The sequence below is a fragment of the Streptomyces aurantiacus genome (genome assembly GCF_027107535.1).
Taxonomy (GTDB): Bacteria; Actinomycetota; Actinomycetes; order Streptomycetales; family Streptomycetaceae; genus Streptomyces.
This window is the reverse complement of record NZ_CP114283.1, coordinates 9,490,122-9,510,692: the sequence shown is the minus strand read 5'-3', so window position 1 is coordinate 9,510,692 and position 20,571 is coordinate 9,490,122. Positions and strand designations below refer to the sequence as shown.

The 20,571-nt window shown below is 68.6% G+C and carries 22 protein-coding genes; 10 read left to right on the top strand and 12 right to left on the bottom strand.

Features of this window, described 5'->3' with window-relative positions; all coding sequences use genetic code 11:
* Nucleotides 1-72: 72 nt before the first annotated feature.
* The 3 genes from O1Q96_RS44025 to O1Q96_RS44015 all read right to left on the bottom strand — a co-directional run bounded on the left by O1Q96_RS44025 (nt 73) and on the right by O1Q96_RS44015 (nt 2,803).
* Entirely contained in the window at nt 73-1,104 is a 1,032-nt protein-coding gene (locus tag O1Q96_RS44025; RefSeq protein WP_217457137.1) for an alanine racemase, read from the bottom strand.
* Between the two features lie 65 nt (nt 1,105-1,169).
* Nucleotides 1,170-2,291 carry a peptidoglycan bridge formation glycyltransferase FemX gene (gene femX, locus O1Q96_RS44020; protein ID WP_269253410.1) on the bottom strand — a complete coding sequence of 374 codons (1,122 nt, stop codon included), beginning with the start codon at nt 2,289-2,291 and terminating at the stop codon, nt 1,170-1,172.
* A gap of 197 nt (nt 2,292-2,488) precedes the next feature.
* Nucleotides 2,489-2,803, bottom strand: a complete 315-nt coding sequence (locus O1Q96_RS44015; RefSeq protein WP_269253409.1) for a hypothetical protein — start codon at nt 2,801-2,803, stop codon at nt 2,489-2,491.
* A gap of 274 nt (nt 2,804-3,077) precedes the next feature.
* On the opposite strand from O1Q96_RS44015, the gene rpsF reads away from it, so the two are divergent.
* The 4 genes from rpsF (at nt 3,078) to rplI (ending at nt 4,826) form a co-directional block, all read left to right on the top strand.
* Nucleotides 3,078-3,368 carry a 30S ribosomal protein S6 gene (gene rpsF / locus O1Q96_RS44010; protein WP_028804085.1) on the top strand — a complete coding sequence of 97 codons (291 nt, stop codon included), beginning with the start codon at nt 3,078-3,080 and terminating at the stop codon, nt 3,366-3,368.
* An 81-nt stretch (nt 3,369-3,449) separates the two neighbouring features.
* A complete protein-coding gene (locus O1Q96_RS44005) occupies nt 3,450-4,067 on the top strand; it encodes a single-stranded DNA-binding protein (protein ID WP_269253408.1) in 618 nt (205 codons plus the stop codon).
* Between the two features lie 57 nt (nt 4,068-4,124).
* Nucleotides 4,125-4,361, top strand: coding sequence for a 30S ribosomal protein S18 (rpsR, locus tag O1Q96_RS44000; RefSeq protein ID WP_003949403.1), 237 nt, complete (start codon nt 4,125-4,127; stop codon nt 4,359-4,361).
* 18 nt (nt 4,362-4,379) lie between these two features.
* Nucleotides 4,380-4,826: a 50S ribosomal protein L9 gene (rplI, locus tag O1Q96_RS43995; RefSeq protein ID WP_266760569.1), complete on the top strand. Its 447-nt coding sequence runs from the start codon at nt 4,380-4,382 to the stop codon at nt 4,824-4,826.
* 294 nt (nt 4,827-5,120) lie between these two features.
* Here rplI and O1Q96_RS43990 read toward each other — a convergent pair whose 3' ends face one another.
* Nucleotides 5,121-6,458 (bottom strand): MATE family efflux transporter, encoded by a 1,338-nt coding sequence (locus O1Q96_RS43990; RefSeq protein ID WP_269253407.1) that lies wholly within the window; start codon nt 6,456-6,458, stop codon nt 5,121-5,123.
* Nucleotides 6,459-6,917: 459 nt separating this feature from the next.
* Between O1Q96_RS43990 and dnaB the strand changes: the two genes are divergently transcribed.
* Together dnaB and O1Q96_RS43980 are read left to right on the top strand one after the other, a co-directional pair.
* The gene (gene dnaB, locus O1Q96_RS43985; RefSeq protein ID WP_217457143.1) at nt 6,918-8,393 is read left to right on the top strand and encodes a replicative DNA helicase; all 1,476 of its coding nucleotides are present in this window, start codon (nt 6,918-6,920) and stop codon (nt 8,391-8,393) included.
* A 58-nt stretch (nt 8,394-8,451) separates the two neighbouring features.
* Nucleotides 8,452-9,840, top strand: coding sequence for a serine hydrolase domain-containing protein (locus tag O1Q96_RS43980; protein ID WP_269253406.1), 1,389 nt, complete (start codon nt 8,452-8,454; stop codon nt 9,838-9,840).
* A 110-nt stretch (nt 9,841-9,950) separates the two neighbouring features.
* Here the strand turns inward: O1Q96_RS43980 and O1Q96_RS43975 are convergent, their stop codons facing one another.
* Complete coding sequence (locus O1Q96_RS43975) at nt 9,951-10,403, bottom strand: GNAT family N-acetyltransferase (protein WP_269253405.1); 453 nt, start codon at nt 10,401-10,403, stop codon at nt 9,951-9,953.
* A gap of 146 nt (nt 10,404-10,549) precedes the next feature.
* The gene (locus O1Q96_RS43970) at nt 10,550-11,014 is read right to left on the bottom strand and encodes a MarR family winged helix-turn-helix transcriptional regulator (protein WP_269253404.1); all 465 of its coding nucleotides are present in this window, start codon (nt 11,012-11,014) and stop codon (nt 10,550-10,552) included.
* 139 nt (nt 11,015-11,153) lie between these two features.
* Here O1Q96_RS43970 and O1Q96_RS43965 point away from each other — a divergent pair, with 139 nt between their 5' ends.
* Together O1Q96_RS43965 and O1Q96_RS43960 are read left to right on the top strand one after the other, a co-directional pair.
* Nucleotides 11,154-12,365, top strand: coding sequence for an MFS transporter (locus tag O1Q96_RS43965; RefSeq protein WP_269253403.1), 1,212 nt, complete (start codon nt 11,154-11,156; stop codon nt 12,363-12,365).
* Nucleotides 12,366-12,535: 170 nt separating this feature from the next.
* Nucleotides 12,536-12,955, top strand: coding sequence for a GlcG/HbpS family heme-binding protein (locus tag O1Q96_RS43960; RefSeq protein ID WP_269253402.1), 420 nt, complete (start codon nt 12,536-12,538; stop codon nt 12,953-12,955).
* Nucleotides 12,956-13,136: 181 nt separating this feature from the next.
* On the opposite strand, the gene O1Q96_RS43955 is transcribed toward O1Q96_RS43960, so the two are convergent.
* Both O1Q96_RS43955 and O1Q96_RS43950 read right to left on the bottom strand, forming a co-directional pair.
* The gene (locus tag O1Q96_RS43955; protein ID WP_269253401.1) at nt 13,137-14,003 is read right to left on the bottom strand and encodes a GNAT family N-acetyltransferase; all 867 of its coding nucleotides are present in this window, start codon (nt 14,001-14,003) and stop codon (nt 13,137-13,139) included.
* A 5-nt stretch (nt 14,004-14,008) separates the two neighbouring features.
* Nucleotides 14,009-14,545 (bottom strand): DUF2269 family protein, encoded by a 537-nt coding sequence (locus tag O1Q96_RS43950; RefSeq protein ID WP_269253400.1) that lies wholly within the window; start codon nt 14,543-14,545, stop codon nt 14,009-14,011.
* 76 nt (nt 14,546-14,621) lie between these two features.
* Here O1Q96_RS43950 and O1Q96_RS43945 point away from each other — a divergent pair, with 76 nt between their 5' ends.
* The gene (locus tag O1Q96_RS43945; RefSeq protein ID WP_269253399.1) at nt 14,622-15,254 is read left to right on the top strand and encodes an HAD family hydrolase; all 633 of its coding nucleotides are present in this window, start codon (nt 14,622-14,624) and stop codon (nt 15,252-15,254) included.
* 397 nt (nt 15,255-15,651) lie between these two features.
* A complete protein-coding gene (locus O1Q96_RS43940) occupies nt 15,652-17,142 on the top strand; it encodes a globin domain-containing protein (RefSeq protein WP_269253398.1) in 1,491 nt (496 codons plus the stop codon).
* A 128-nt stretch (nt 17,143-17,270) separates the two neighbouring features.
* Here O1Q96_RS43940 and O1Q96_RS43935 read toward each other — a convergent pair whose 3' ends face one another.
* The 4 genes from O1Q96_RS43935 to O1Q96_RS43920 all read right to left on the bottom strand — a co-directional run bounded on the left by O1Q96_RS43935 (nt 17,271) and on the right by O1Q96_RS43920 (nt 20,568).
* Nucleotides 17,271-17,753, bottom strand: a complete 483-nt coding sequence (locus O1Q96_RS43935) for an NUDIX domain-containing protein (protein ID WP_269253397.1) — start codon at nt 17,751-17,753, stop codon at nt 17,271-17,273.
* Nucleotides 17,754-17,819: 66 nt separating this feature from the next.
* Nucleotides 17,820-18,725 carry a LysR family transcriptional regulator gene (locus tag O1Q96_RS43930; RefSeq protein WP_269253396.1) on the bottom strand — a complete coding sequence of 302 codons (906 nt, stop codon included), beginning with the start codon at nt 18,723-18,725 and terminating at the stop codon, nt 17,820-17,822.
* Nucleotides 18,726-18,940: 215 nt separating this feature from the next.
* Nucleotides 18,941-20,080 (bottom strand): cystathionine gamma-lyase, encoded by a 1,140-nt coding sequence (locus O1Q96_RS43925; protein ID WP_269253395.1) that lies wholly within the window; start codon nt 20,078-20,080, stop codon nt 18,941-18,943.
* Nucleotides 20,077-20,568 (bottom strand): low molecular weight protein-tyrosine-phosphatase, encoded by a 492-nt coding sequence (locus O1Q96_RS43920; protein ID WP_269253394.1) that lies wholly within the window; start codon nt 20,566-20,568, stop codon nt 20,077-20,079. The genes O1Q96_RS43925 and O1Q96_RS43920 overlap by 4 nt, the downstream gene beginning before the upstream one ends.
* Nucleotides 20,569-20,571 lie beyond the last annotated feature (3 nt).

The following is a 20,571-nucleotide window of genomic DNA, read 5'->3' as shown; positions in this document are numbered from 1 at the left end:
TGAAAGGCCGTACACGGAGTCCGTGTACGGCCTTTCACGTGTGTACGGGCGGCGGCTGAGGCGCCCGTGCGGTCAGCGCTCGACGACGCGGTCGAACTGCGTGGTGGTGTGCCGCAGGTGGGCCACCAGCTCCTCACCGACCTTTGGCTCCGGGGCGTCCGAGGGCACGAAGAGGATCGAGACCTGCATGTGCGGGGGCTCCGCGAACCAGCGCTGCTTGCCGCCCCACACGAAGGGTGAGAGGTTCCGGTTGACCGTGGCGAGGCCGGCCCGGGCGACACCCTTGGCGCGCGGCATGACGCCGTGCAGCGCCTTGGGAGCCTCCAGACCCACCCCGTGCGACGTACCGCCCGCCACGACGACCAGCCAGCCGTCCGAGGCCACCTTCTGCTGGCGGTAGCCGAAGCGGTCGCCCTTGGCGACGGCGGAGACGTCCAGAACGGCTCCGCGGTACTGGGTGGCGTCGTGGTCCCCCAGCCACAGCCGCGTGCCGATACGGGCGCGGAACCGGGTCTGCGGGAACTGCTGCTGCAGCCGGGCGAGCTCCTCGGCCTTGAGATGGCTGACGAACATGGTGTGCAACGGCAGGCGTGCCGCGCGCAGCCGGTCCATCCACCCGATGACCTCCTCGACGGCGTCCGAGCCGTCGGTGCGGTCCAGGGGCAGGTGGATCGCGAAGCCCTCGAGCCGCACGTTCTCTATGGCGGCGTGCAGCTGGGGCAGGTCCCGCTCGCTCACCCCGTGCCGCTTCATGGAGGACATGACCTCGATGACGACGCGGGCACCCACGAGGCCGTAGACCCCGTCGACCGACGAAACCGAGCGGATGACGCGGTCGGGCAGCGGGACGGGCTCCTCGCCCCGTCTGAACGGCGTCAGCACCAGCAGGTCGCCGCCGAACCAGTCCTTGATCCGCGCCGCCTCGTAGGTCGTGCCGACGGCCAGGACGTCCGAGCCCAGGCGGGTGGCCTCGTCGGCGAGCCGCTCATGGCCGAAGCCGTAGCCGTTCCCCTTGCAGACGGGCACGAGCCCCGGGAACTGCTCGGACACGTGCTTGTGGTGCGCCCGCCAGCGTGCGGTGTCGACGTAGAGCGTGAGCGCCATGGCCGGACCTGGAACCTTTCTCGTGGCAGCGGTGTATCAGAGGTGTGAACACGGATTCTGGTGCGTCAGCGGCGCGACATGTAGATGTCGAGCGCCTTGTGGAGCAGTTTGTTGAGCGGGAAGTCCCACTCCCCGAGGTATTCGGCTGCCTGCCCTCCGGTACCCACCTTGAACTGGATGAGACCGAAGAGATGGTCCGTCTCGTCGAGCGAGTCGGAGATACCGCGCAGGTCGTAGACGGTCGCGCCGAGCGCGTAGGCGTCGCGCAGCATCCGCCACTGCATCGCGTTCGAGGGCCGGACCTCGCGCCCGATGTTGTCGGAGGCGCCGTAGGAGTACCAGACGTGCCCTCCGACGACCAGCATGGTCGCGGCGGACAGGTTCACACCCTCGTGCCGGGCGAAGTACAGTCGCATGCGGTTGGGGTCCTCGGTGTTGAGAGCCGTCCACATGCGCTGGAAGTACGAGAGCGGTCGGGGCCGGAAGTGGTCGCGCAGAGCCGTGATCTCGTAGAGGCGCTGCCACTCCTCGAGGTCCTGATAGCCGCCCTGTACGACCTCGACGCCGGCCTTCTCGGCCTTCTTGATGTTGCGCCGCCAGAGCTGGTTGAAGCCCTTGTGGACGTCCTCCAGCGACCGGTTGGCCAGCGGCACCTGGTAGACGTAGCGGGGCTGTACGTCGCCGAAGCCCGCCCCGCCGTCCTCGCCCTGCTGCCAGCCCATGCGCCGCAGCTTGTCGGCGACCTCGAAGGCGCGCGGCTCGATGAAGTCGGCCTCGATGTCGCGCAGGCGCTTCACGTCCGGGTCCTGGATGCCCTTCTTGATCGAAGTGGCCTCCCAGCGCCGGATGATCACCGGCGGGCCCATCTTCACGGAGAAGGCACCCTGCTGCTTGAGGTGCGCGAGCATCGGATCCAGCCAGTCGGTCAGATTCGGCGCGAACCAGTTGATGACCGGGCCCTCGGGCAGATAGGCGAGGTAGCGCTTGATCTTGGGCAGCTGGCGGTACAGGACGAGGCCCGCCCCGACCATCTCGCCGGACCTGTTGTCGAACCATCCGAGGCTCTCGGAGCGCCACTCCGCCTTGACGTCTGCCCAGGCGGGGACCTGCATGTGGCTGGCCGCGGGCAGGCTCTGGATGTACGCCAGATGCTGCTCTCGGCTGATGGTCCTCAGGGTCAGGCTCATTCGGGGCGCTCCTCGGGCTGGTGTGTCCCCATGGATACAGGGGCTCCGGCTCTCGCGCCGAAGCCTACTGCGCCCTGCGAGCGCCCCTGTCTGGCCGTATGCATCCCGGGCCCCGACCGACGCGGTCGGGGCACCGCGAGGTGTTGTCCTGCCGGGAGTCGGGAGGCCCGGAAGCCGCCCTCGTCCCGGAGCCGCCGTCAGCCGATGACGCCGCCGAAGAGGCCACCGTGTGCCATGCCGAGGAAGAAGCCCAAGGCAGAGGCACCCAGACCCAGGATCAGCCCGAACCGTTCCCGGGTCGTCTCGGAGACGAACTGCCCGTACGCGCCGGTGACGATCCCCACCAGGCCCGCCCAGGAACTGAGCAGATGCAGGTCGTGGAACATCGCGGACACGAAGGCCGTCACTCCGAGGACCAGCGTCACGGCGAGCAGGGTGTCCTGGAGCGGATGGGGCTTGTGGTCGGTGGCGAAGAGGGAACCGGCGGTGTTCGGTCGCAATGCCTGTGCCATGTGGCACCTCCTGCGGAAGGCGGCGCATCGTAGCGCCATACACACCCGATGTGTACAGATTGAGGGTCAGGAGCCCCGGATTTCAACCGGAAGCGGGTGTGCGGGTAGTCTGTACCGTCTGCACCGGTGTCTGCCCAGGCCACGACACGGTCTCCCGCCTAGTTCGCTGAGCGGCGGCCCGATTGTCAGTGGCTGCCGATACCGTTGCTACGCATCACAACCCTCCTGCCACGGAACGACCGTGGCCGCCGAGTCCAAAGGAGGTGGGTTACACATGCGTCACTACGAAGTGATGGTCATCCTCGACCCCGATCTCGAAGAGCGTGCTGTCTCGCCGCTGATCGAGAACTTCCTCTCCGTCGTCCGTGAGGCGAACGGAAAGGTCGAGAAGGTCGACACCTGGGGCCGTCGTCGTCTCGCGTACGAGATCAAGAAGAAGCCCGAGGGCATCTACTCGGTCATCGACCTGCAGGCCGAGCCTGCGGTCGTGAAGGAACTCGACCGCCAGATGAACCTGAACGAGTCGGTCCTCCGGACCAAGGTCCTCCGTCCCGAGACCCACTGAGCCCTCCAGCTCAGCTGATCTCGGACACCGAGTAGCAGCAGCACCAAGCAGCCAGCAGCAAACCCGCCGAGAGGTTCCCCCATGGCAGGCGAGACCGTCATCACGGTCGTCGGCAATCTTGTCGATGACCCCGAGCTGCGCTTCACCCCGTCCGGTGCGGCGGTCGCGAAGTTCCGTGTCGCGTCCACTCCCCGCACCTTCGACCGTCAGACCAATGAGTGGAAGGACGGCGAAAGCCTGTTCCTGACCTGCTCGGTCTGGCGTCAGGCGGCGGAGAACGTCGCCGAGTCGCTCCAGCGAGGCATGCGCGTCGTCGTGCAGGGCCGGCTGAAGCAGCGGTCCTACGAGGACCGTGAGGGCGTCAAGCGCACGGTCTACGAACTGGACGTCGAGGAAGTCGGCGCCAGCCTGAAGAACGCCACGGCCAAGGTCACCAAGACCACCGGTCGGGGTGGCCAGGGCGGTTACTCCGGCGGTGGTGGCGGCGGTGGCGGTCAGCAGGGCGGCGGCTGGGGCGGAGGCTCCGGCGGCGGTCAGCAGCAGGGTGGCGGCGCTCCCGCCGACGATCCCTGGGCGACCAGCGCTCCTGCCAGCGGCGGCAGCGGCAACCAGGCTGGTGGCGGCGGTGGCGGCTGGGGTGGAAACTCCGGCGGCTCCGGCGGTTCCAGCGGCGGCTACTCGGACGAGCCCCCCTTCTAGGCCTCGTGCCGAAGGTGGGCCGTACCCACACTTCTTGATCAAACAGGAGAGACACACATGGCGAAGCCGCCTGTGCGCAAGCCGAAGAAGAAGGTCTGCGCTTTCTGCAAGGACAAGGTCACGTACGTGGACTACAAGGACACGAACATGCTGCGGAAGTTCATTTCCGACCGCGGCAAGATCCGTGCCCGCCGCGTGACCGGCAACTGCACGCAGCACCAGCGTGACGTCGCCACGGCTGTGAAGAACAGCCGTGAGATGGCGCTGCTGCCCTACACCTCCACCGCGCGATAAGGGAAGGGTGACCGACAAATGAAGATCATCCTTACCCACGAGGTCTCCGGCCTCGGTGCCGCGGGCGACGTCGTCGACGTCAAGGACGGTTACGCTCGCAACTACCTGATCCCGCGGAACTTCGCTATCCGCTGGACCAAGGGTGGCGAGAAGGACGTCGAGCAGATCCGTCGCGCTCGCAAGATCCACGAGATCGCGACGATCGAGCAGGCCAACGAGATCAAGGCCCGCCTCGAAGGCGTCAAGGTCCGTCTGGCCGTCCGCTCCGGCGACGCCGGTCGTCTCTTCGGTTCCGTCACCCAGGCCGACGTCGCTTCGGCGATCAAGGCTTCCGGTGGCCCCGAGGTCGACAAGCGCCGCATCGAGCTGGGCTCGCCGATCAAGACGCTGGGCGCCCACGAGACGTCCGTGCGTCTGCACCCCGAGGTTGCCGCCAAGGTCAACATCGAGGTTGTCGCAGCCTGACCGCTGCGCTCAGCAGAGCTGAGAGAAGGGCCGCACCCCGCGAGGGTGTGGCCCTTCTTCACGTGGCTCGGGCCTTGAGGACGCGGTTCAGGCTTTGAGGTCCTTTGCTCCTTGCTGAGCTCGAATCTGCACGAGGTGTGGACTGGGGAGGTCTCGCTCCAGGCCGACCGTTTCTCCGTTTCACGTGAAACGGGCCGGAGCCCGTCAGTCAGCCAGGCGACGAAGTCCCTCGGTCGGGCGGCTTCTCGTTTCACGTGAAACGAGAAGCCGCACCACCGTTTCACGTGAAACAGTTCAGCGTGTAGCGCCGGTCACGATCCAGCGGCCCGAGCGGGTCCGCAGCCACAAGGTCAGCATGCGCACGGTCATCATGAGGGTCATCGCGCCCCAGACCGCGGTGAGCCCGCCGCCGAATACAGGTACGAGAAGCGCCACTGGAGCGAAGACTGCCAGGGTGACCAACATGGCCCGTGCGAGGTAGGGGCCGTCTCCCGCCCCCATCAGTACGCCGTCGAGGACGAAGACGATGCCGCAGATCGGCTGGGAGAGCGCCACCACGAGAAGAGCGGGCAGCGCTGTGTCCTGGACCGACGAGTCACTGGTGAAGAGCGGGAGGAAGAGCGGGCGGCTTGCGATGACCAGACCCCCGAGTACGACGCCGACGGCGATCCCCCACTCGACCATGCGGCGGCATGCCTCGCGGGCTCCCTGGGCGTCGCCCGCCCCCAGATAGCGCCCGATGATGGCTTGCCCCGCGATGGCGATCGCGTCGAGCGCGAAGGCGAGCAGGCTCCACAGCGACAGAATGATCTGGTGTGCCGCGATGTCGGCGTCTCCGAGGCGCGTGGCGACAGCGGTGGCGATCATCAGGATCGCGCGCAGTGAGAGAGTTCGGACGAGGAGAGGTGCTCCGGCCTGGGCACAAGCGCGTATCCCGGCGAGGTCGGGGCGCAGGGACGCTCTGTGCTTGCGCGCCCCGCGGACGACCACATAGAGGTACGCCGTCGCCATACCGAACTGGGCGATGACGGTGCCCCAGGCGGAGCCGGCGATGCCGAGGTCCGCGCCGTAGACGAGAGCCGCGTTCAGGACGGCGTTGGCGACGAAGCCCGCGATGGCGACATAGAGCGGGGTCCTCGTGTTCTGCAAGCCACGCAGGACGCCGGTGGCAGCGAGGACGACAAGCATCGCGGGGATACCGAGCGTCGAGATACGCAGGTACGTGACGGCGTAGGGGGTAGCGGTGTCCGAGGTCCCGAAGAGTTCCACCAGGGCGGGTGCGGTGGGCAGAACGATGGCGATGACGGCGGCGCCGAGCAGCAGGGCGAGCCAGATGCCGTCCATCCCCTGGCGGATGGCGGCTTGCAGATCTCCCGCGCCGACCCGACGGGCGACGGCGGCCGTGGTGGCGTACGCGAGGAAGACGAAGATGCTGACGGCGGTGGCGAGGAGAGCGGAGGCGACTCCGAGACCGGCGAGTTGCGCGGTGCCGAGATGGCCGACGATGGCCGTGTCGGCCATCAGGAAAAGAGGCTCGGCGATGAGCGCGCCGAAGGCCGGGACAGCCAGCGCGACGATCTCTCGGTCGTGCCGACGCCGGGTGGCCTTGGGGGCCACGGGAGCCTGTGTCATGCACATCAATCTAATCTTCCACAGGTAAGAGATGCAAGGGTCCCATGACCCTTACTGGCAATCTCGTGCGACGGGCCGTCACACGCCATTTCCATCGATCTTGGTCCGACCGGGAAAGTTTTTCTTCTGCACAGCCGGTGGACGGGATAAACGCAGGTCAGGGTAGGTGTGGAAAAGAGGCTGAGTGCTTGTTCACAGTCCTGTCCACCGGGTCGTGCACAGGTTTTGCGGAGTTCTCCACAGCATCAGGGCCGTCGTCCACATGGCCTGTGGATAACCAGATTGGCTGACGGTGCCCGCGGGCCTACCGTGGTGCGGCACCCTCTCCCTCCTCCGTCCTCGGAAACCTCGCAAAACCGACGCGTCAGAACCGGAGTTGGGCGTCTCATTTGTCAGTGTCGTGCCGTAGGAATGAGAGGCACGGCGAGGTCCGCTCGGCGGACGGGAGGAGGTGGCCCGGTGAGTATTTCCGAGCCCTTGGACGATCCGTGGGCCGACAGCGGTCCCAGTGACCGTCTGCCCGCCTCCCGCCAGCGCCGCGACGGGGGCCGGAGCCGGGACGACCAGCACGACCGCGGTTCGGACAACAGTGCCTGGGACGGGGCCGGTTCGTCCTTCGAGCGCGTACCACCGCAGGATCTTGACGCCGAGCAGTCCGTTCTCGGCGGCATGCTGCTTTCGAAGGACGCCATCGCCGACGTCGTGGAAGTCCTCAAGGGCCACGACTTCTACCGTCCGGCACACGAGACCGTCTACGGAGCGATCCTCGACCTCTACGCCAAGGGCGAGCCGGCCGACCCGATCACGGTTGCCGCCGAGCTCACCAAACGTGGCGAGATCACCAAGGTCGGCGGCGCGTCCTATCTGCACACCCTGGTCCAGACGGTCCCGACCGCGGCCAACGCCGAGTACTACGCGGAGATCGTCCACGAGCGCGCCGTCCTGCGCCGCCTGGTCGAGGCCGGCACCCGCATCACGCAGATGGGATACGCGGCCGACGGTGACGTCGACGAGATCGTCAACAGCGCCCAGGCCGAGATCTACGCGGTCACCGAGCAGCGCACGACCGAGGACTATCTGCCGCTCGGCGACATCATGGAGGGCGCGCTCGACGAGATCGAGGCGATCGGTTCGCGGTCGGGGGAGATGACCGGTGTGCCGACCGGCTTCACCGACCTCGACCAGCTCACCAACGGTCTGCATCCCGGACAGATGATCATCATCGCGGCTCGTCCCGCCATGGGTAAGTCGACGCTGGCGCTCGACTTCGCGCGAGCCTGCTCGATCAAGCACAACATGCCGAGCGTGATCTTCTCGCTCGAAATGGGCCGCAACGAAATCGCCATGCGTCTGCTGTCCGCCGAAGCACGCGTGGCGCTGCATCACATGCGCTCCGGCACGATGACCGACGAGGACTGGACCCGGCTCGCCCGCCGGATGCCGGACGTCTCGGCCGCCCCGCTCTTCATCGACGACTCCCCGAACCTGTCGATGATGGAGATCCGTGCCAAGTGCCGCCGTCTCAAGCAGCGCGCCGACCTGAAGCTCGTCGTCATCGACTACCTGCAACTGATGCAGTCCGGTGGCAAGCGCTCCGAGAGCCGGCAGCAGGAGGTCTCGGACATGTCGCGAAACCTGAAGCTGCTGGCGAAGGAGCTGGAGCTGCCCGTCATCGCGCTGTCCCAGCTGAACCGTGGTCCCGAGCAGCGCACCGACAAGAAGCCGATGGTCTCCGACCTGCGTGAATCCGGGTCCATCGAGCAGGACGCGGACATGGTGATCCTGCTGCACCGTGAGGACGCCTACGAGAAGGAGTCGCCGCGCGCGGGCGAGGCGGACATCATCGTGGGCAAGCACCGTAACGGCCCGACGGCCACGATCACGGTCGCCTTCCAGGGCCACTACTCACGCTTCGTGGACATGGCACAGACCTGACCGCCACATGGTGACAAATGCGCTCGACGCGAGCTGTCGGGACAGGTGGACTGGGGTCATGACGACGACACCTGGGGAAGATCTGCTTCCCGCCACGCGCCGAACCCTGCTGCACAGAATCGCCACCGCCCAGGCGGACGGGCGGGCGCCGTCGTTGGTCGCGGCGGTCGTGCGGGGCGGGGACACGGTGTGGCACGGCTCCCGTACCTCCGTGGACGGGCACGGGCCCGACGAGAACGTTCAGTACCGCATCGGCTCCATCACCAAGACGTTCACCGCGGTCCTGGTCATGAGACTGCGTGACGAGGGCGCACTCGACCTGGGCGATCCGCTGGAGAAGCATCTTCCGGGCACCGGCGCGGGGGAGGCGACGATTGCCGAACTCCTCGCACACACAGGCGGGTTGGCCGCGGAGTCTCCCAGCCCCTGGTGGGAACGCACTCCGGGATCGCTGCGCCCCGAACTCGCCGATGTGCTGGGCGAGCACCCGCACCGGCATCCGGTCGGCCGGCGGTTCCACTACTCGAACCCCGGCTACACGTTGCTGGGCGCTCTGGTCGAGGAACTGCGGGACGCCCCGTGGGAAGAGGCCCTGCGGAGCGAGGTGCTCGAACCACTCGGGCTGCACAGGACGAGCGGTCAGCCGCAGGCGCCCCACGCGGGTGGCTGGGCCGTACATCCCTGGGCGGATGTGATGCTTCCCGAGCCGACCGAGGATCTCGGCCGGATGGCACCGGCCGGTCAACTCTGGTCGACGAGTGGCGACTTGGCCCGCTTTGCCGCCTTTCTCGCGAAGGGCGACGACCGGGTACTGGGCGCGGATTCCGTACGGGAGATGCGTACGCCCGCTGCTCCGGCCGAAGCGGCGGAGGTGGCAGCCGGTGCCGCGTATGGCCTGGGAATGCAGATCCAGCACTGGGACGGCCGCACCCTCGTGGGGCACGGCGGCTCCCTCCCGGGCTTCCTCGCCGGGCTCATGATCAGCGTGGAGGACGATCTGGCAGCCGTCGTACTCGCCAACTGCACCTCGGGTCCGCCCGTGTCGACGGTGGCAGCCGACCTCGTCCGTATCGTCGCGGACGCCGAGCCCCGGATTCCCGAGCCGTGGCGGCCGCTGCCCGAAGCCGACCGGTCCGTACTGGAGCTGACCGGGCCGTGGTACTGGGGGACGCACGCCTTCGCGCTGCACCTGACGGCCGGCGGGGATGTCACGCTGGGCCCTCTCGCGGGCAGTGGCCGGCGCTCGCGCTTTCGGGCCCGGGAGGACGGGACCTGGACGGGACTCGACGGCTACTACGCCGGCGAGCTTCTGCGGGCCGTGGAGGGCCCCGACGGGGCGGTGAGCCACCTGGACCTCGGCTCGTTCGTGTTCACGCGCCAGCCGTACGGAGAGGGGGCTCCCGTCCCGGGTGGAGTGGACCCCGAGGGGTGGCGCGGGATCAAGTAGCCGTCTCTCGCGGCGCATGGTGAGGTGCATGACGAGGGGCGTCCTGTTTCACGTGAAACAGGACGCCCCTCGTCATGCCGTGATGGGATCCGTCGTCGGCGAGAAGTGCCTCAGAGCTGCAGTTTGAACCCGACGTGCGAGGGCGTGAAGCCCAGACGCTCGTAGAACCGGTGAGCATCTGTCCGGCTGGCGTCGGAGGTCAGCTGCACCAACTGGCAGCCTTCGCTCCGGGACCGGTCCACGGCCCATTCGATGAAATGGGTCCCCAGGCCGCTGCCCCGTTCGTCGGCATGCACGCGGACGGCTTCGATGATCGAGCGCGTCGCTCCCATGCGGGCCAGTCCCGGGACGATCGTGAGCTGGAGAGTGCCGACGACGCGTCCCGCGCGCACGGCGACGACCACATGCTGGTTCGGATCTCCGCTGAGGCGTTCCAGGGCGGCCAGATACGGGGTCAGGTCGTCCGGCGACTCGCGCTGCGCGCCCAGCGGGTCGTCGGCGAGCATCGCGACGATCGCGGGGATGTCGTCCGCGAGAGCGGGGCGTATTTCAAGATCTCCCATGGCGGACAGCCTATGCAGCACGCACGCGGCGTCGAAGGTGCCCGTCGTGTGCCCCTGCGGGCACGTGCGCCCGCCGTCGGCTTCTTCGCGGGGGTGTGTCCGGCGTGGGGCCCCGCTTGGCGCCGTCGGCTCCTGCGTCGATCCGCCTACGCGGGCGCGGGCAGGCTCGCCGACTCGACAACGCGAACCAGAGGGGCCAGCTCGGGCCTCGTGGCCGCTTCGTCCAGCGCCTCGCGCAGCGCTGCGTCGTTGGTGGGCCGAGCTTCCTCCAGAAGCTCGAGCCCTGCCTCGCTGACGTTCGTGTAGATGCCCCGACGGTCGGTGGGGCACAGGTAGCGCGCAAGCAGGCCGCGGTCCTCGAGCCGTGTCACCAGCCGAGTGGTGGCGCTCTGGCTGAGGACGACCGCGTCAGCGACCTGCTTCATCTGCAGATGGCCGCCGTCGCCGTCGTGCTGCCGGCTGAGGACGTCGAGGAGCGAGTACTCGCGCACGCTCAGGCCGTGCCGGGTCTGCAGGGCCCGTTCGATGTGCGCCTCGATCCTCCCGTGCAGCAGGGAGAGGGTGCACCAACCCTGGGCGAGAGCGGTGAGCGCGGGGTCCGTCGCTGTCATGGCAATTCCTCCGTCCCGGAGCGGCTGACACCAGGATAGAGCACAGCTGCAATATCCTGCGCTTGCGCATAGCCCGCGTATGCAACTATTGTGAACGCACGTAAAGCGCTCCTGCAATCTTCTGGGAAGGTTCTCCCCCATGCCTCTCGCGCTTCTGGCCCTCGCGATCGGGGCCTTCGGAATCGGAACCACCGAGTTCGTGATCATGGGCTTGTTGCCCGAGGTCGCAGGTGACTTCGGTGTCTCCATCCCCACCGCGGGTTTCCTCGTCACGGGCTACGCGCTGGGGGTCATGTTCGGTGCGCCCCTCATGACCGTCCTCGGCACCAAGGTGCCCCGCAAGCGGATGCTGATGCTGCTGATGGGACTGTTCATCGTCGGCAACCTGCTCTCCGCCGTGGCCCCCACGTTCTCCGTCATGCTGATCGGCCGTGTCGTCGCGTCGCTCGCGCACGGGGCCTTCTTCGGCATCGGCTCGGTCGTCGCCGCCGACCTCGTCGCCCCGGACAGGAAGGCCGGCGCCATCGCGATGATGTTCACCGGCCTGACCGTCGCCAACGTCGTCGGCGTTCCGCTGGGCACTCTCATCGGGCAGTCGGCCGGCTGGCGGGTGACCTTCACGGCCGTCGCCGCACTGGGTGTCCTCGGCCTGGCGGGCATCGCCAAACTGGTGCCTGACATGCCGAGGCCGGAAGGCGTACGACTGCGTCACGAACTGGCCGCGTTCAAGAACGTCCAGGTCCTGCTCGCCATGCTGATGACCGTCCTCGGCTTCGGCGGAGTATTCGCAGCGATCACCTACATCGCGCCGATGATGACGCATGTCGCCGGATTCGCCGACGGCTCCGTCACCTGGCTGCTCGTGCTCTTCGGCCTCGGCATGGTCGTCGGAAACCTCGTCGGCGGCAGGTTCGCCGACCGTGCCCTGATGCCGATGCTGTACGTCTCACTGGGCGCTCTCGCGGTCGTACTTGCCCTCTTCACCGTCACGGCGCACAACAAGATCGCTGCGGCCGTGACCATCACTCTGATCGGCGCTCTCGGGTTCGCCTCCGTGCCGCCACTGCAGAAGCGGGTCCTCGACCAGGCACACGGAGCCCCGACGCTCGCCTCCGCCGTGAACATCGGCGCCTTCAACATGGGCAACGCCCTCTCGGCCTGGCTCGGCGGCCTCGTCATCTCGGCCGGTCTGGGCTACACCGCCCCCAACTGGGTCGGCGCTGTCCTCGCCGCCGCGGCCCTGCTGCTCGCGATCCTCTCGGCCGCGCTGGAGCGCCGAGCCGACTCCCCGGCCACCGTCGAGGCGGAGCCGGTGCAGTCCTCGAAGCAGCGTGCCCCCGTTCACAACTGAGTCTCCTGCCCGGCCGTCTCGGCCCTGTGCGGGCCCGGCACCACTGTGGTCACTCCGGCCGTGCGCGGCCGGTCGTGAGCAGGCCGGTCCCTGAGCCCGGGTGCGACGCCGACAGGCGGTCGTCCTGCGCACCGCACCCCCCGGCACCACCCCACAAGGAGAATCCCCTCATGAGCACCACCACCGTTGCCCCGCTGACCATCCAGGACGCCGAGGCTCTCGTCACGGCAGCCCGTCGTGCCGCGGAAGCCGGCGACGCCACGGTCAGCGTCACGGTCCTCGACGCGGGCGGTCACCTGCTCGCCTTCCGGCGTGACGACCGCGCGGTGCTGATCTCGGGCGAGACCAGCACGCGCAAGGCCTACACAGCACTGCAGCTCGACACCCCCACCGCGGACCTCGTCGAAGCCGTCCAGCCCGGCGGGCTCTTCCACACCCTGCCGACCGCGCTCGACCGCCCGCTCCTGTTCATCGCGGGCGGTGTCCCGGTCCACCGCGACGGCCGACTGATCGGCGCGATCGGAGTCGGCGGTGGCGCGCCGGAGCAGGACCACTCCATCGCCACCGCTGCGATCAAGGCCCTCGCATAACGAGGCCCGGCACCTGAGGTACCTCAGGAGAGTCAGAGCAGCGAACCGCCTGCCCCGTACAGGACGGACGGTTCACTGTCGGCCGCTCGGCTCGCCCGCCTGCAGCACCGCTCGCGGGTGACCGCACGGCGCAGAGCCGATTTCAGCAGGCAGCCGTCTGTTCAGTCCGTGGGCCACCGGTTCAGCCCGCGGCCACGGTGAGTGGGGCGAAGCGCCGCGTCCAGTCGCCGGGTAGCTCTCCGATGCCGTACGTCATGACCGCGTTGAAGCTCGTGGAGGTGAGCCCGCGCTCCTTCACCCAGGCCAGCAACTCCTCATGCCGTACGTCGATGTCGGTGCGCAAGGGACCGTCCGTGCGGGCCGCCAGTGAGGCGATGAGTGCCTTGGCCGTCTGCGTGTCCCTGGCGATCAGCGGGCCCACGACGTGGGTGTCCATGTTGGGCCAGGCGGCCGCGTACCCGGTGATCCGTCCGTCCACCTCGGCGACACGCAACTGGTCGGCGAAGGCGGGAAGACGCGTGATCATGTGCGTGCGGTCAGGACCGAAGACCTCTTCGTCGAGCCGCAGAATCGCGGGGAGGTCCTCGGCCGTGGCCGGACGGGTGGGGACCTCGGGCTCCGGGCCGCTGGGAGTGAAGTGGCCGCGGACCATCTCGACCCGGCCGACGGCCTTGAAGCCAAGCTCTTCGTAGAGAGGGCGCCCGTACGGTGTGGCGTGCAGGGTCAGTGAGGTGGTCCCCAAATCGGCCATCACTTGGCGCATGAGTCGGCGCCCGATGCCCTGGCGGGCGTGCCGCTCGGAGACGAGCACCATGCCGATGGCTGCGAGCTCAGGTTGGTCCTGAGGCCCGTAGGCGGTCACGACGCACGCGGCGACGAGTCCTCCGCCGGGGTCGTCGATGCCGTACCCCGTGCCGGCCGTGAGCAACAGGCCCCACTTGTGTTCCTCACGGGGCCAGCTCCGGTCCTCGGAGAGGTCGGCGCAGGCGGACAGATCGCGAGTCGTCAGCCGGCGGATGGACAGGGAAGCGGTGGAAGGAGTCGACACGCAGGTCAGGCTGTCTGACGGGTGCCCTCGACGTCCACCGGTTTGCGGGCGGCCGCACGGATCCTCTGCCCGCGTCGGGTCAACCCCCAGGGCTTGAGGATCGAGATGACCGTCATGAAGAGATAGGCGGACAGTGAGACGGCCGGGCCGAACAGGACGTCACCGGGGTCAGGCAGGGGTCCGCCGGCCGACACCGCGGTGACCGCTGAGTCGACCCCGGGGCGCAGCGCGAAAGCGGTGGCGGTCAGCGTCGCCAGGGTCAGCCAGAACTTGGTGTGGACCCATCGATGCCTGGCCAGCCCCCAGGGAGTGCCCAGGGACAGCAGTAGTCCGCTCAGGAGCGTGAGGAACGCGAGGGGGAGCAGGAGCCAGTCGGCGAAAATCTTCATGGCGCGGACGGAGGCTTCCACGGTCGCCACGGACCCGGTGGTGGACGCGGTGACACCCAGAGCGAGCAGCCCTAGCGTGAGCCCGAGCCAGCACGCGGACGCGGCTGCGTGGACGACGAGAGTGGCCCGGCGTGCGGGGCGGCTTAGTTTCACGTGAAACACCGTGCCTGGCGGGAGCGTCTTGGACGTCTGCCGACGGGAGTAACTCCGCGTACTAGCCTCGGCGTACATGGCGAGACTTCATCTCTTCGATCTGGACGGGACGCTGCTGCACAACTCGTCGGCGCCTGTGGAAATCTCCCGGCAGCTGGGGCTGGCAACCGAGGCCGTGGCGCTCGACGAGGCGATCGGAGCGGGGCTCATAGGCCCGCCGGAGTATGCGACGCAGGTGCACGCCCTCTGGGCGGATCTCACGGAGGCTCATGTGGAGGCTGCCTTCGCGGGTGCCCCGTGGCTGTCGGGCATCGAGGACGTCTGGACGCGGATCAGGCGGAACGGCGACTACTGCGCTGTCGTCTCGCTCTCGCCCTCGTTCTTCGTGGAGGGGCTGACAGGGTGGGGAGCGCACGCGGCGTACGGATCACGCTTCCCGGCGGTGCCGTTCACCGAGCCGGTGGATCCGGCAGGAATTCTGAGTGCGGTTGCCAAGGTGCGGATCGCGGACCGGCTCTGCGAGGAGTTCGGGGTGGGGCGTGCCGACTGTGTCGCATACGGCGACTCGATGTCGGACAGGGATCTGTTCCAGGTGGTCCCGGTGTCCGTGGCGGTCAATGCGGACCGGCATCTGACGGGCCTCGCCACCCACTCCTACGTGGGGCGGGATCTGCGGGACGCCTATGAACTGGTCTGCGCTGCCCGGTAGTCGATGAGAACGACGGGTCGGCCATCGCCCGGTTGCTGACGTGAGGGAGGTGAAAACTAGCGCGGCACACAGTGGTCGGTATGGCAGATCCCGGTTTCTGTCCGGCCGAATTCCGTGCACCCCGCCCGGGCGAACGCAGAGCAATGCAGCCTAACGGGACAGAGAGATCGAAGACCCGCATTTCCGGTTATGTGACCGGGTGGTGAAGCTGAGTGGGATGCTTCGATGGCGACAATGCGCCCGATGCCACGCTCTCGGTGTGCTTGTCGTCCTAGGGGAACCGGGATTCCGCGGTTCGCAGTGGCCACGTCGCCGCCGAGGTGGAACGGGGAGAAGCAAGCAGTCTGCGGGGGAAGAGGCATCTTCCGATCGAGGAGGTGCGCGGACCGACCGAAAGATGTTCGAGGCGAGGCACTCCATGGACGTTCCGGCCACCACATCGGCCGACAACGGCGCTTCTGGTGGCGGTGGGGACGACTGGTTCACGTCGCACACACCGCCGGAGCCGCCCGCGGGTGGCGAGCAGGAGACGGCCGAGGGGCGGCGCCCGGCCACGCTGCGTCCCGTCGGCGGGCCGACGCCGGGAGACGGTGACGCGACACGGCGGCCAACGCCCCCGGGCGCGGAGTCCGCACCGGGCGCCGACCGAGCCGAAGCCGGAAGCACTCGCGCGGGAGGCCGCCACGCGGGCTCTCCGGCCGGAGGCTCCACCGGCGCCGGGCCCGCGCCCGCCGACGCCCTCACCGAGAACCTCGCACGTGCCGACGCGCCCGCCACCCCCGACGCCGTCCTCATCCGCCGCACCATGGCCGAGGTGGGGCCCATGGCCGACAAGGTCACCTCGTACTTCTACGCGTTGCTCTTCGTCCGCCATCCCTACCTGCGTCCGCTGTTCCCCGCCGCGATGGACACCCAGCGGGACCGGCTGCTCAAGGCCCTGCTGACGGCGGCCGAGCACATCGACAACACCGAGGTCCTGGTCGCGTATCTGCAGAACCTCGGCCGCGGCCACCGCAAGTACGGCACTCGCCCCGAGCACTACCCGGCCGTCGGAGAGTGCCTCATCGGCGCGCTCAGCCGGTTCGCCGCGCCTGTCTGGGACAAGGAGACGGAGGCGGCCTGGGTCAGGGCGTACACGACGATCTCGCAGGTCATGATCGATGCCGCCGCAACGGACGAACTGCGTGCCCCGGCCTGGTGGTTGGCCGAGGTGGTCTCGCACGACCTGAGGACCCCGGACATCGCCGTCATCACCGTCCGGCCCGATCAGCCGTACCCCTTCCTCGCAGGGCAGTACACGAGCCTGGAGACCCCCTGGTGGCCGCGTATATGGCGGCACTACTCGTTTGCTTCGGCGCCCCGGTCCGACGGACTGCTGTCGTTCCACGTGAAGGCGGTACCGGCGGGTTGGGTCTCCGGTGCGCTGGTGCACCGAGCCCGCCCCGGTGACACCATCCGGCTGGGCCCGCCGACGGGCTCCATGACCGTCGATCACACCACCGACAGCGGGCTGCTCTGCCTGGGCGGCGGTACCGGCATCGCCCCGATAAAGGCACTGGTCGAGGACGTTGCCGAGTACGGACAGAGGCGCGCCGTGGAGGTCTTCTACGGAGCCCGGACCGATCACGACCTGTACGACCTCGACACCATGCTCCGGCTCCAGCAGAGCCACCCCTGGCTCGCCGTGCGTCCGATAGTCGATCGGCAGGCGCATCTTCAGCTGCCCGACGCGGTACGGGACTACGGCCCGTGGAACGAGTACGACGCCTATCTGTCGGGCCCGCCCGGCATGATCCGCAACGGCGTGCACGCGCTCCGGGACATCGGCATCCCGTCGGAGCGGATCCGTCACGACGCGGTGGAAGAACTCGTCGCGACCAGGGCCTGACCCCGGCGGCACGGAGCTCATGGCCGCCGGCTACGGGCCTGGCCCACGGACGACGGGCACAGGGGCCCGCGGCGACGCTTCACGGGCCGTGTGTGCCCGATTCCGGCCCCAACCCGCAGCCGTGCGTCTCAGCCCAGATCGGGCGCGTGCATAGCCCGTACGCCCTCGATGTTCCCGTCGAGATAGTGCCGCAGTGACAGCGGTACGAGATGGACGGAGGCGATGCCGACGCGGGTGAAGGGGATGCGCACGATCTCGTACTCGCCGCAGGGTTCGTCGATCTCGGGGCCGTGGCGCAGCGAGGGATCCATGGAACCCAGACGGCACACGAAGAAGTGCTGGACCTTCACTCCGCTCGCGCCGCCGCCCTCGCCGATGTGCTCGACGGTGTCGACGAAACAGGGCACGACATCGGTGATCTTGGCGCCGAGCTCCTCGTGCACTTCGCGATGGAGCGCGTCGACGACGGTCGTGTCCTCCGGCTCGACCCCACCGCCGGGCGTCAGCCAGTAGGGATCGAGGCCGGGTTTGGTCCGCTTGATCAGGATCAGGTCATCGCCGTCCAGAAGGACGGCCCGGGCGGTGCGCTTGACCACGGGTCGGACGGTCATGGGAGGAATGTGGCCCGGTTGGTTCCACGTGAAACATCGTGGGGCTGACCAGGGGAAGCATCTTTGTCACGCCCAGTCGGTGGCGGCGCGCAGCAGCCACTCGTGCGCCCGCGCAATATGCGGCATGGCCAGTGTGCCGCTGCGTACCACCAGGAAGTACGTGCGAAGCGGAGGCACCGCGGGTTCGGTCAGCGCCACGACGTCTCCCCGCTCCAGGGCCGGTTCGCACAGGTAGCGCGGCAGCACCGCGAGTCCCGCGCCGGTGGTGGCGCAGGCGAGTACCGCGCGCAGGTCCGGAACGATGACGGTGCCCGACGCGGCGGGCAGGGAGTCGAAGACAGAGGCCCAGTAGCGGGTGATGAACGGCAGCGACTCGTGCACCTCCACGACCGGCAGGTTCTCCAGGGCGGGCGCCCCGCTGCGCGGTGCCCTGGTGGAGCCGATACGGGTGGCCCAGCGGGGAGCGGCGACCAGGACATGCTCCTCGTCGCAGAGCGGAGTCGCGGTGAGCAGGGGACCGCGGGGGCGGGCCGTGCTGATGGCCAGATCATGATGCCCGGAGGAGAGTCCTTCCAGCGTTTCCTCGGCATTGCCGAAGGAGGCCCGCAGGGCGAAGCCCTGGCCGTCGTCATCGATCAGCTCGGTGAGTGCGGGCAGCGCGCGCTCAGCGGTGAACTCCGGGGGTCCGGCGAGGTGGAGCGTGCGGATCGAGGAGTCCTCGTCGAGGCCGGTCTCGGTGATCTCCACCAGGGCGTCGAGATGCGGAGCAGCCTTGTGAGCGAGTTCGTCGCCGATGGTGGTAGGGGTCACCCCGCGGGCTTGGCGCAGGAACAGTGGGCGTCCCAGCTGCCGTTCGAGTGTGCGGATCTGCGAGGTGACGGCAGGCTGGGAGAGGCCGAGCAACGCGGCGGCGCGGGTGAAGGAGCCGGCCCGGTGCACGGTCACGAAGGTCCGCAGCAGGGCCAAATCCATGGCGTTCCTTCCCTCTCCAGCTCCTCGGAAGCCCTCAACTATAAATAAGTCGATAGGTCTCTGTCGCTACCGTGATTGGGCACTGACGCAGAGTCAACTAGCCTTGTTCGCGCGGTTCTTCGCGCGCAGAACCGGGACGGTCCGAGCCACGAGGGGGGAGGCTCGGACCGTCCGCCTTCCGTGACCCGCCTACTGACCGGTCGCTCAGCAGGCGTTCACGACGCCGACCGGTCCAGGGCCCGCAGGACATCCGCCACCAGATCCTGGGGGTCCTCGGCACCGACCGAGAAACGGATGAAGCCCTCCGGGACCGCGTCGCCGCCCCAGCGGCCGCGCCGCTCGGCCGTCGACCGCACCCCGCCGAAGCTCGTCGCATCGTCCACCAGCCGCAGCGCGTCGAGAAAACGGTCGGCACGCGCGCGCGTGGGCAACGTGAACGACACCACGCATCCGAAGCGCCGCATCTGCTGTGAGGCGATCTTGTGAGAGGGATCGCCGGGCAGCCCCGGATAACGGACGCCGAGATCCTCGGACCAGTCCCGCAGTGCCTCGGCGATCACCAGCGCGCTCGCGTTCTGCCGGTCCACACGCAGGTGCAGCGTGGCGAGCGAGCGGTGGGCGAGCCATGCCTCCATGGGCCCGGGGATCGCCCCGACGATCTTGCGCCAGCGCCGTACGGAGGCCATCGTCGCGGCGTCGCCGCCCGAGACGTATCCCAGCAGGACGTCTCCGTGCCCGGTGAGCTGCTTGGTGCCGCTGGCCACGGAGAAGTCGGCCCCCAGCTCCAGGGGTCGCTGCCCGAGCGGTGTCGCCAGGGTGTTGTCGACCGCGACGAGACATCCGCGCGCGTGAGCCGCCGCCACGAGGCGCCGCACGTCGCACACGTCGAGCCCCGGGTTAGAGGGGGTCTCGATCCACAGCAGCTTCGCACCCTCCAGGACGTCGAGCTGGGCGTCACCGCCGGTCGCCGCGGTACGCACCTCGATCCCGTACGCCTCCAACTGCCCGCGTACGAGCGGGAGGACCTGGTAACCGTCGCTGGGCAGCACGACCGTGTCGCCGGCGCTCAGCTGCGAGAAGAGGACGGCAGAGATGGCGGCCATACCGGAGGCGAAGACGAACGTCTCGACGTCGTCCCGCCCGGGGGCCTCCAGCTCGCCGATGGCGCGCTCCAGGTGGGTCCAGGTCGGGTTCTCGTCACGTCCGTAGGTGTACGGCCCCGTGGGATCGCCCGGCAGATGGAAGTGGGCGGCGAAGACCGGGCCCGGCAGGGTCGGTTCGTGCTTGACCGGTGCGGGCAGGCCTGCCCGCACCGCGCGCGTACCGTCGCCGGTTTCCTCGAAGAATTCCGTCATGCCGCCCGTCCCTCCACTCGCTCCCGCACCGCGGCGAGCAGACCGGGGCTCGCCGCCTCCACCATCTCAAGGCACTCCTCGAACCCGCCCATGCCCCCGTAATAGGGATTTGGTACGTCGAGATCGTCGCCCGCGGCGGGGTCGTACGAGCGCAGCAGCCGGACCTTCTCGGCATCGGCCGGGGTGGGCGCGAGGCGCCGCAGGGCCCTGAGGTGCCCGGCGTCGAGAGCTATCACCAGGTCGAGCCGGGAGAACCAGCCGGTGAGGAACTGGCGGGCCGCATGGCCGCTTTCGTAGCCGTTCGTCTCCAGCACGGAGACGGTGCGCGGATCGGCGCCGTCACCCTCGTGCCAGCCTCCCGTGCCCGCGCTGTCGACCTCGACGAGGCCGTCGAGCCCGGCCTCGGCCACCCGCGCGCGGAACACGGATTCGGCCATCGGGGAGCGGCAGATGTTGCCGGTGCAGACGAAGCACACGCGATAGGGCATCGG

Coding starts and splice junctions, on each gene's coding strand:
- O1Q96_RS44025 (WP_217457137.1), bottom strand. CDS start 1,104: ATGGCGCTCACGCTCTACGTCGACACCGCACGCTGGCGGGCGCACCAC.
- femX (WP_269253410.1), bottom strand. CDS start 2,291: ATGAGCCTGACCCTGAGGACCATCAGCCGAGAGCAGCATCTGGCGTAC.
- O1Q96_RS44015 (WP_269253409.1), bottom strand. CDS start 2,803: ATGGCACAGGCATTGCGACCGAACACCGCCGGTTCCCTCTTCGCCACC.
- rpsF (WP_028804085.1), top strand. CDS start 3,078: ATGCGTCACTACGAAGTGATGGTCATCCTCGACCCCGATCTCGAAGAG.
- O1Q96_RS44005 (WP_269253408.1), top strand. CDS start 3,450: ATGGCAGGCGAGACCGTCATCACGGTCGTCGGCAATCTTGTCGATGAC.
- rpsR (WP_003949403.1), top strand. CDS start 4,125: ATGGCGAAGCCGCCTGTGCGCAAGCCGAAGAAGAAGGTCTGCGCTTTC.
- rplI (WP_266760569.1), top strand. CDS start 4,380: ATGAAGATCATCCTTACCCACGAGGTCTCCGGCCTCGGTGCCGCGGGC.
- O1Q96_RS43990 (WP_269253407.1), bottom strand. CDS start 6,458: ATGACACAGGCTCCCGTGGCCCCCAAGGCCACCCGGCGTCGGCACGAC.
- O1Q96_RS43980 (WP_269253406.1), top strand. CDS start 8,452: ATGACGACGACACCTGGGGAAGATCTGCTTCCCGCCACGCGCCGAACC.
- O1Q96_RS43975 (WP_269253405.1), bottom strand. CDS start 10,403: ATGGGAGATCTTGAAATACGCCCCGCTCTCGCGGACGACATCCCCGCG.
- O1Q96_RS43970 (WP_269253404.1), bottom strand. CDS start 11,014: ATGACAGCGACGGACCCCGCGCTCACCGCTCTCGCCCAGGGTTGGTGC.
- O1Q96_RS43965 (WP_269253403.1), top strand. CDS start 11,154: ATGCCTCTCGCGCTTCTGGCCCTCGCGATCGGGGCCTTCGGAATCGGA.
- O1Q96_RS43960 (WP_269253402.1), top strand. CDS start 12,536: ATGAGCACCACCACCGTTGCCCCGCTGACCATCCAGGACGCCGAGGCT.
- O1Q96_RS43945 (WP_269253399.1), top strand. CDS start 14,622: ATGGCGAGACTTCATCTCTTCGATCTGGACGGGACGCTGCTGCACAAC.
- O1Q96_RS43940 (WP_269253398.1), top strand. CDS start 15,652: ATGTTCGAGGCGAGGCACTCCATGGACGTTCCGGCCACCACATCGGCC.
- O1Q96_RS43935 (WP_269253397.1), bottom strand. CDS start 17,753: ATGACCGTCCGACCCGTGGTCAAGCGCACCGCCCGGGCCGTCCTTCTG.
- O1Q96_RS43930 (WP_269253396.1), bottom strand. CDS start 18,725: ATGGATTTGGCCCTGCTGCGGACCTTCGTGACCGTGCACCGGGCCGGC.
- O1Q96_RS43925 (WP_269253395.1), bottom strand. CDS start 20,080: ATGACGGAATTCTTCGAGGAAACCGGCGACGGTACGCGCGCGGTGCGG.
- O1Q96_RS43920 (WP_269253394.1), bottom strand. CDS start 20,568: ATGCCCTATCGCGTGTGCTTCGTCTGCACCGGCAACATCTGCCGCTCC.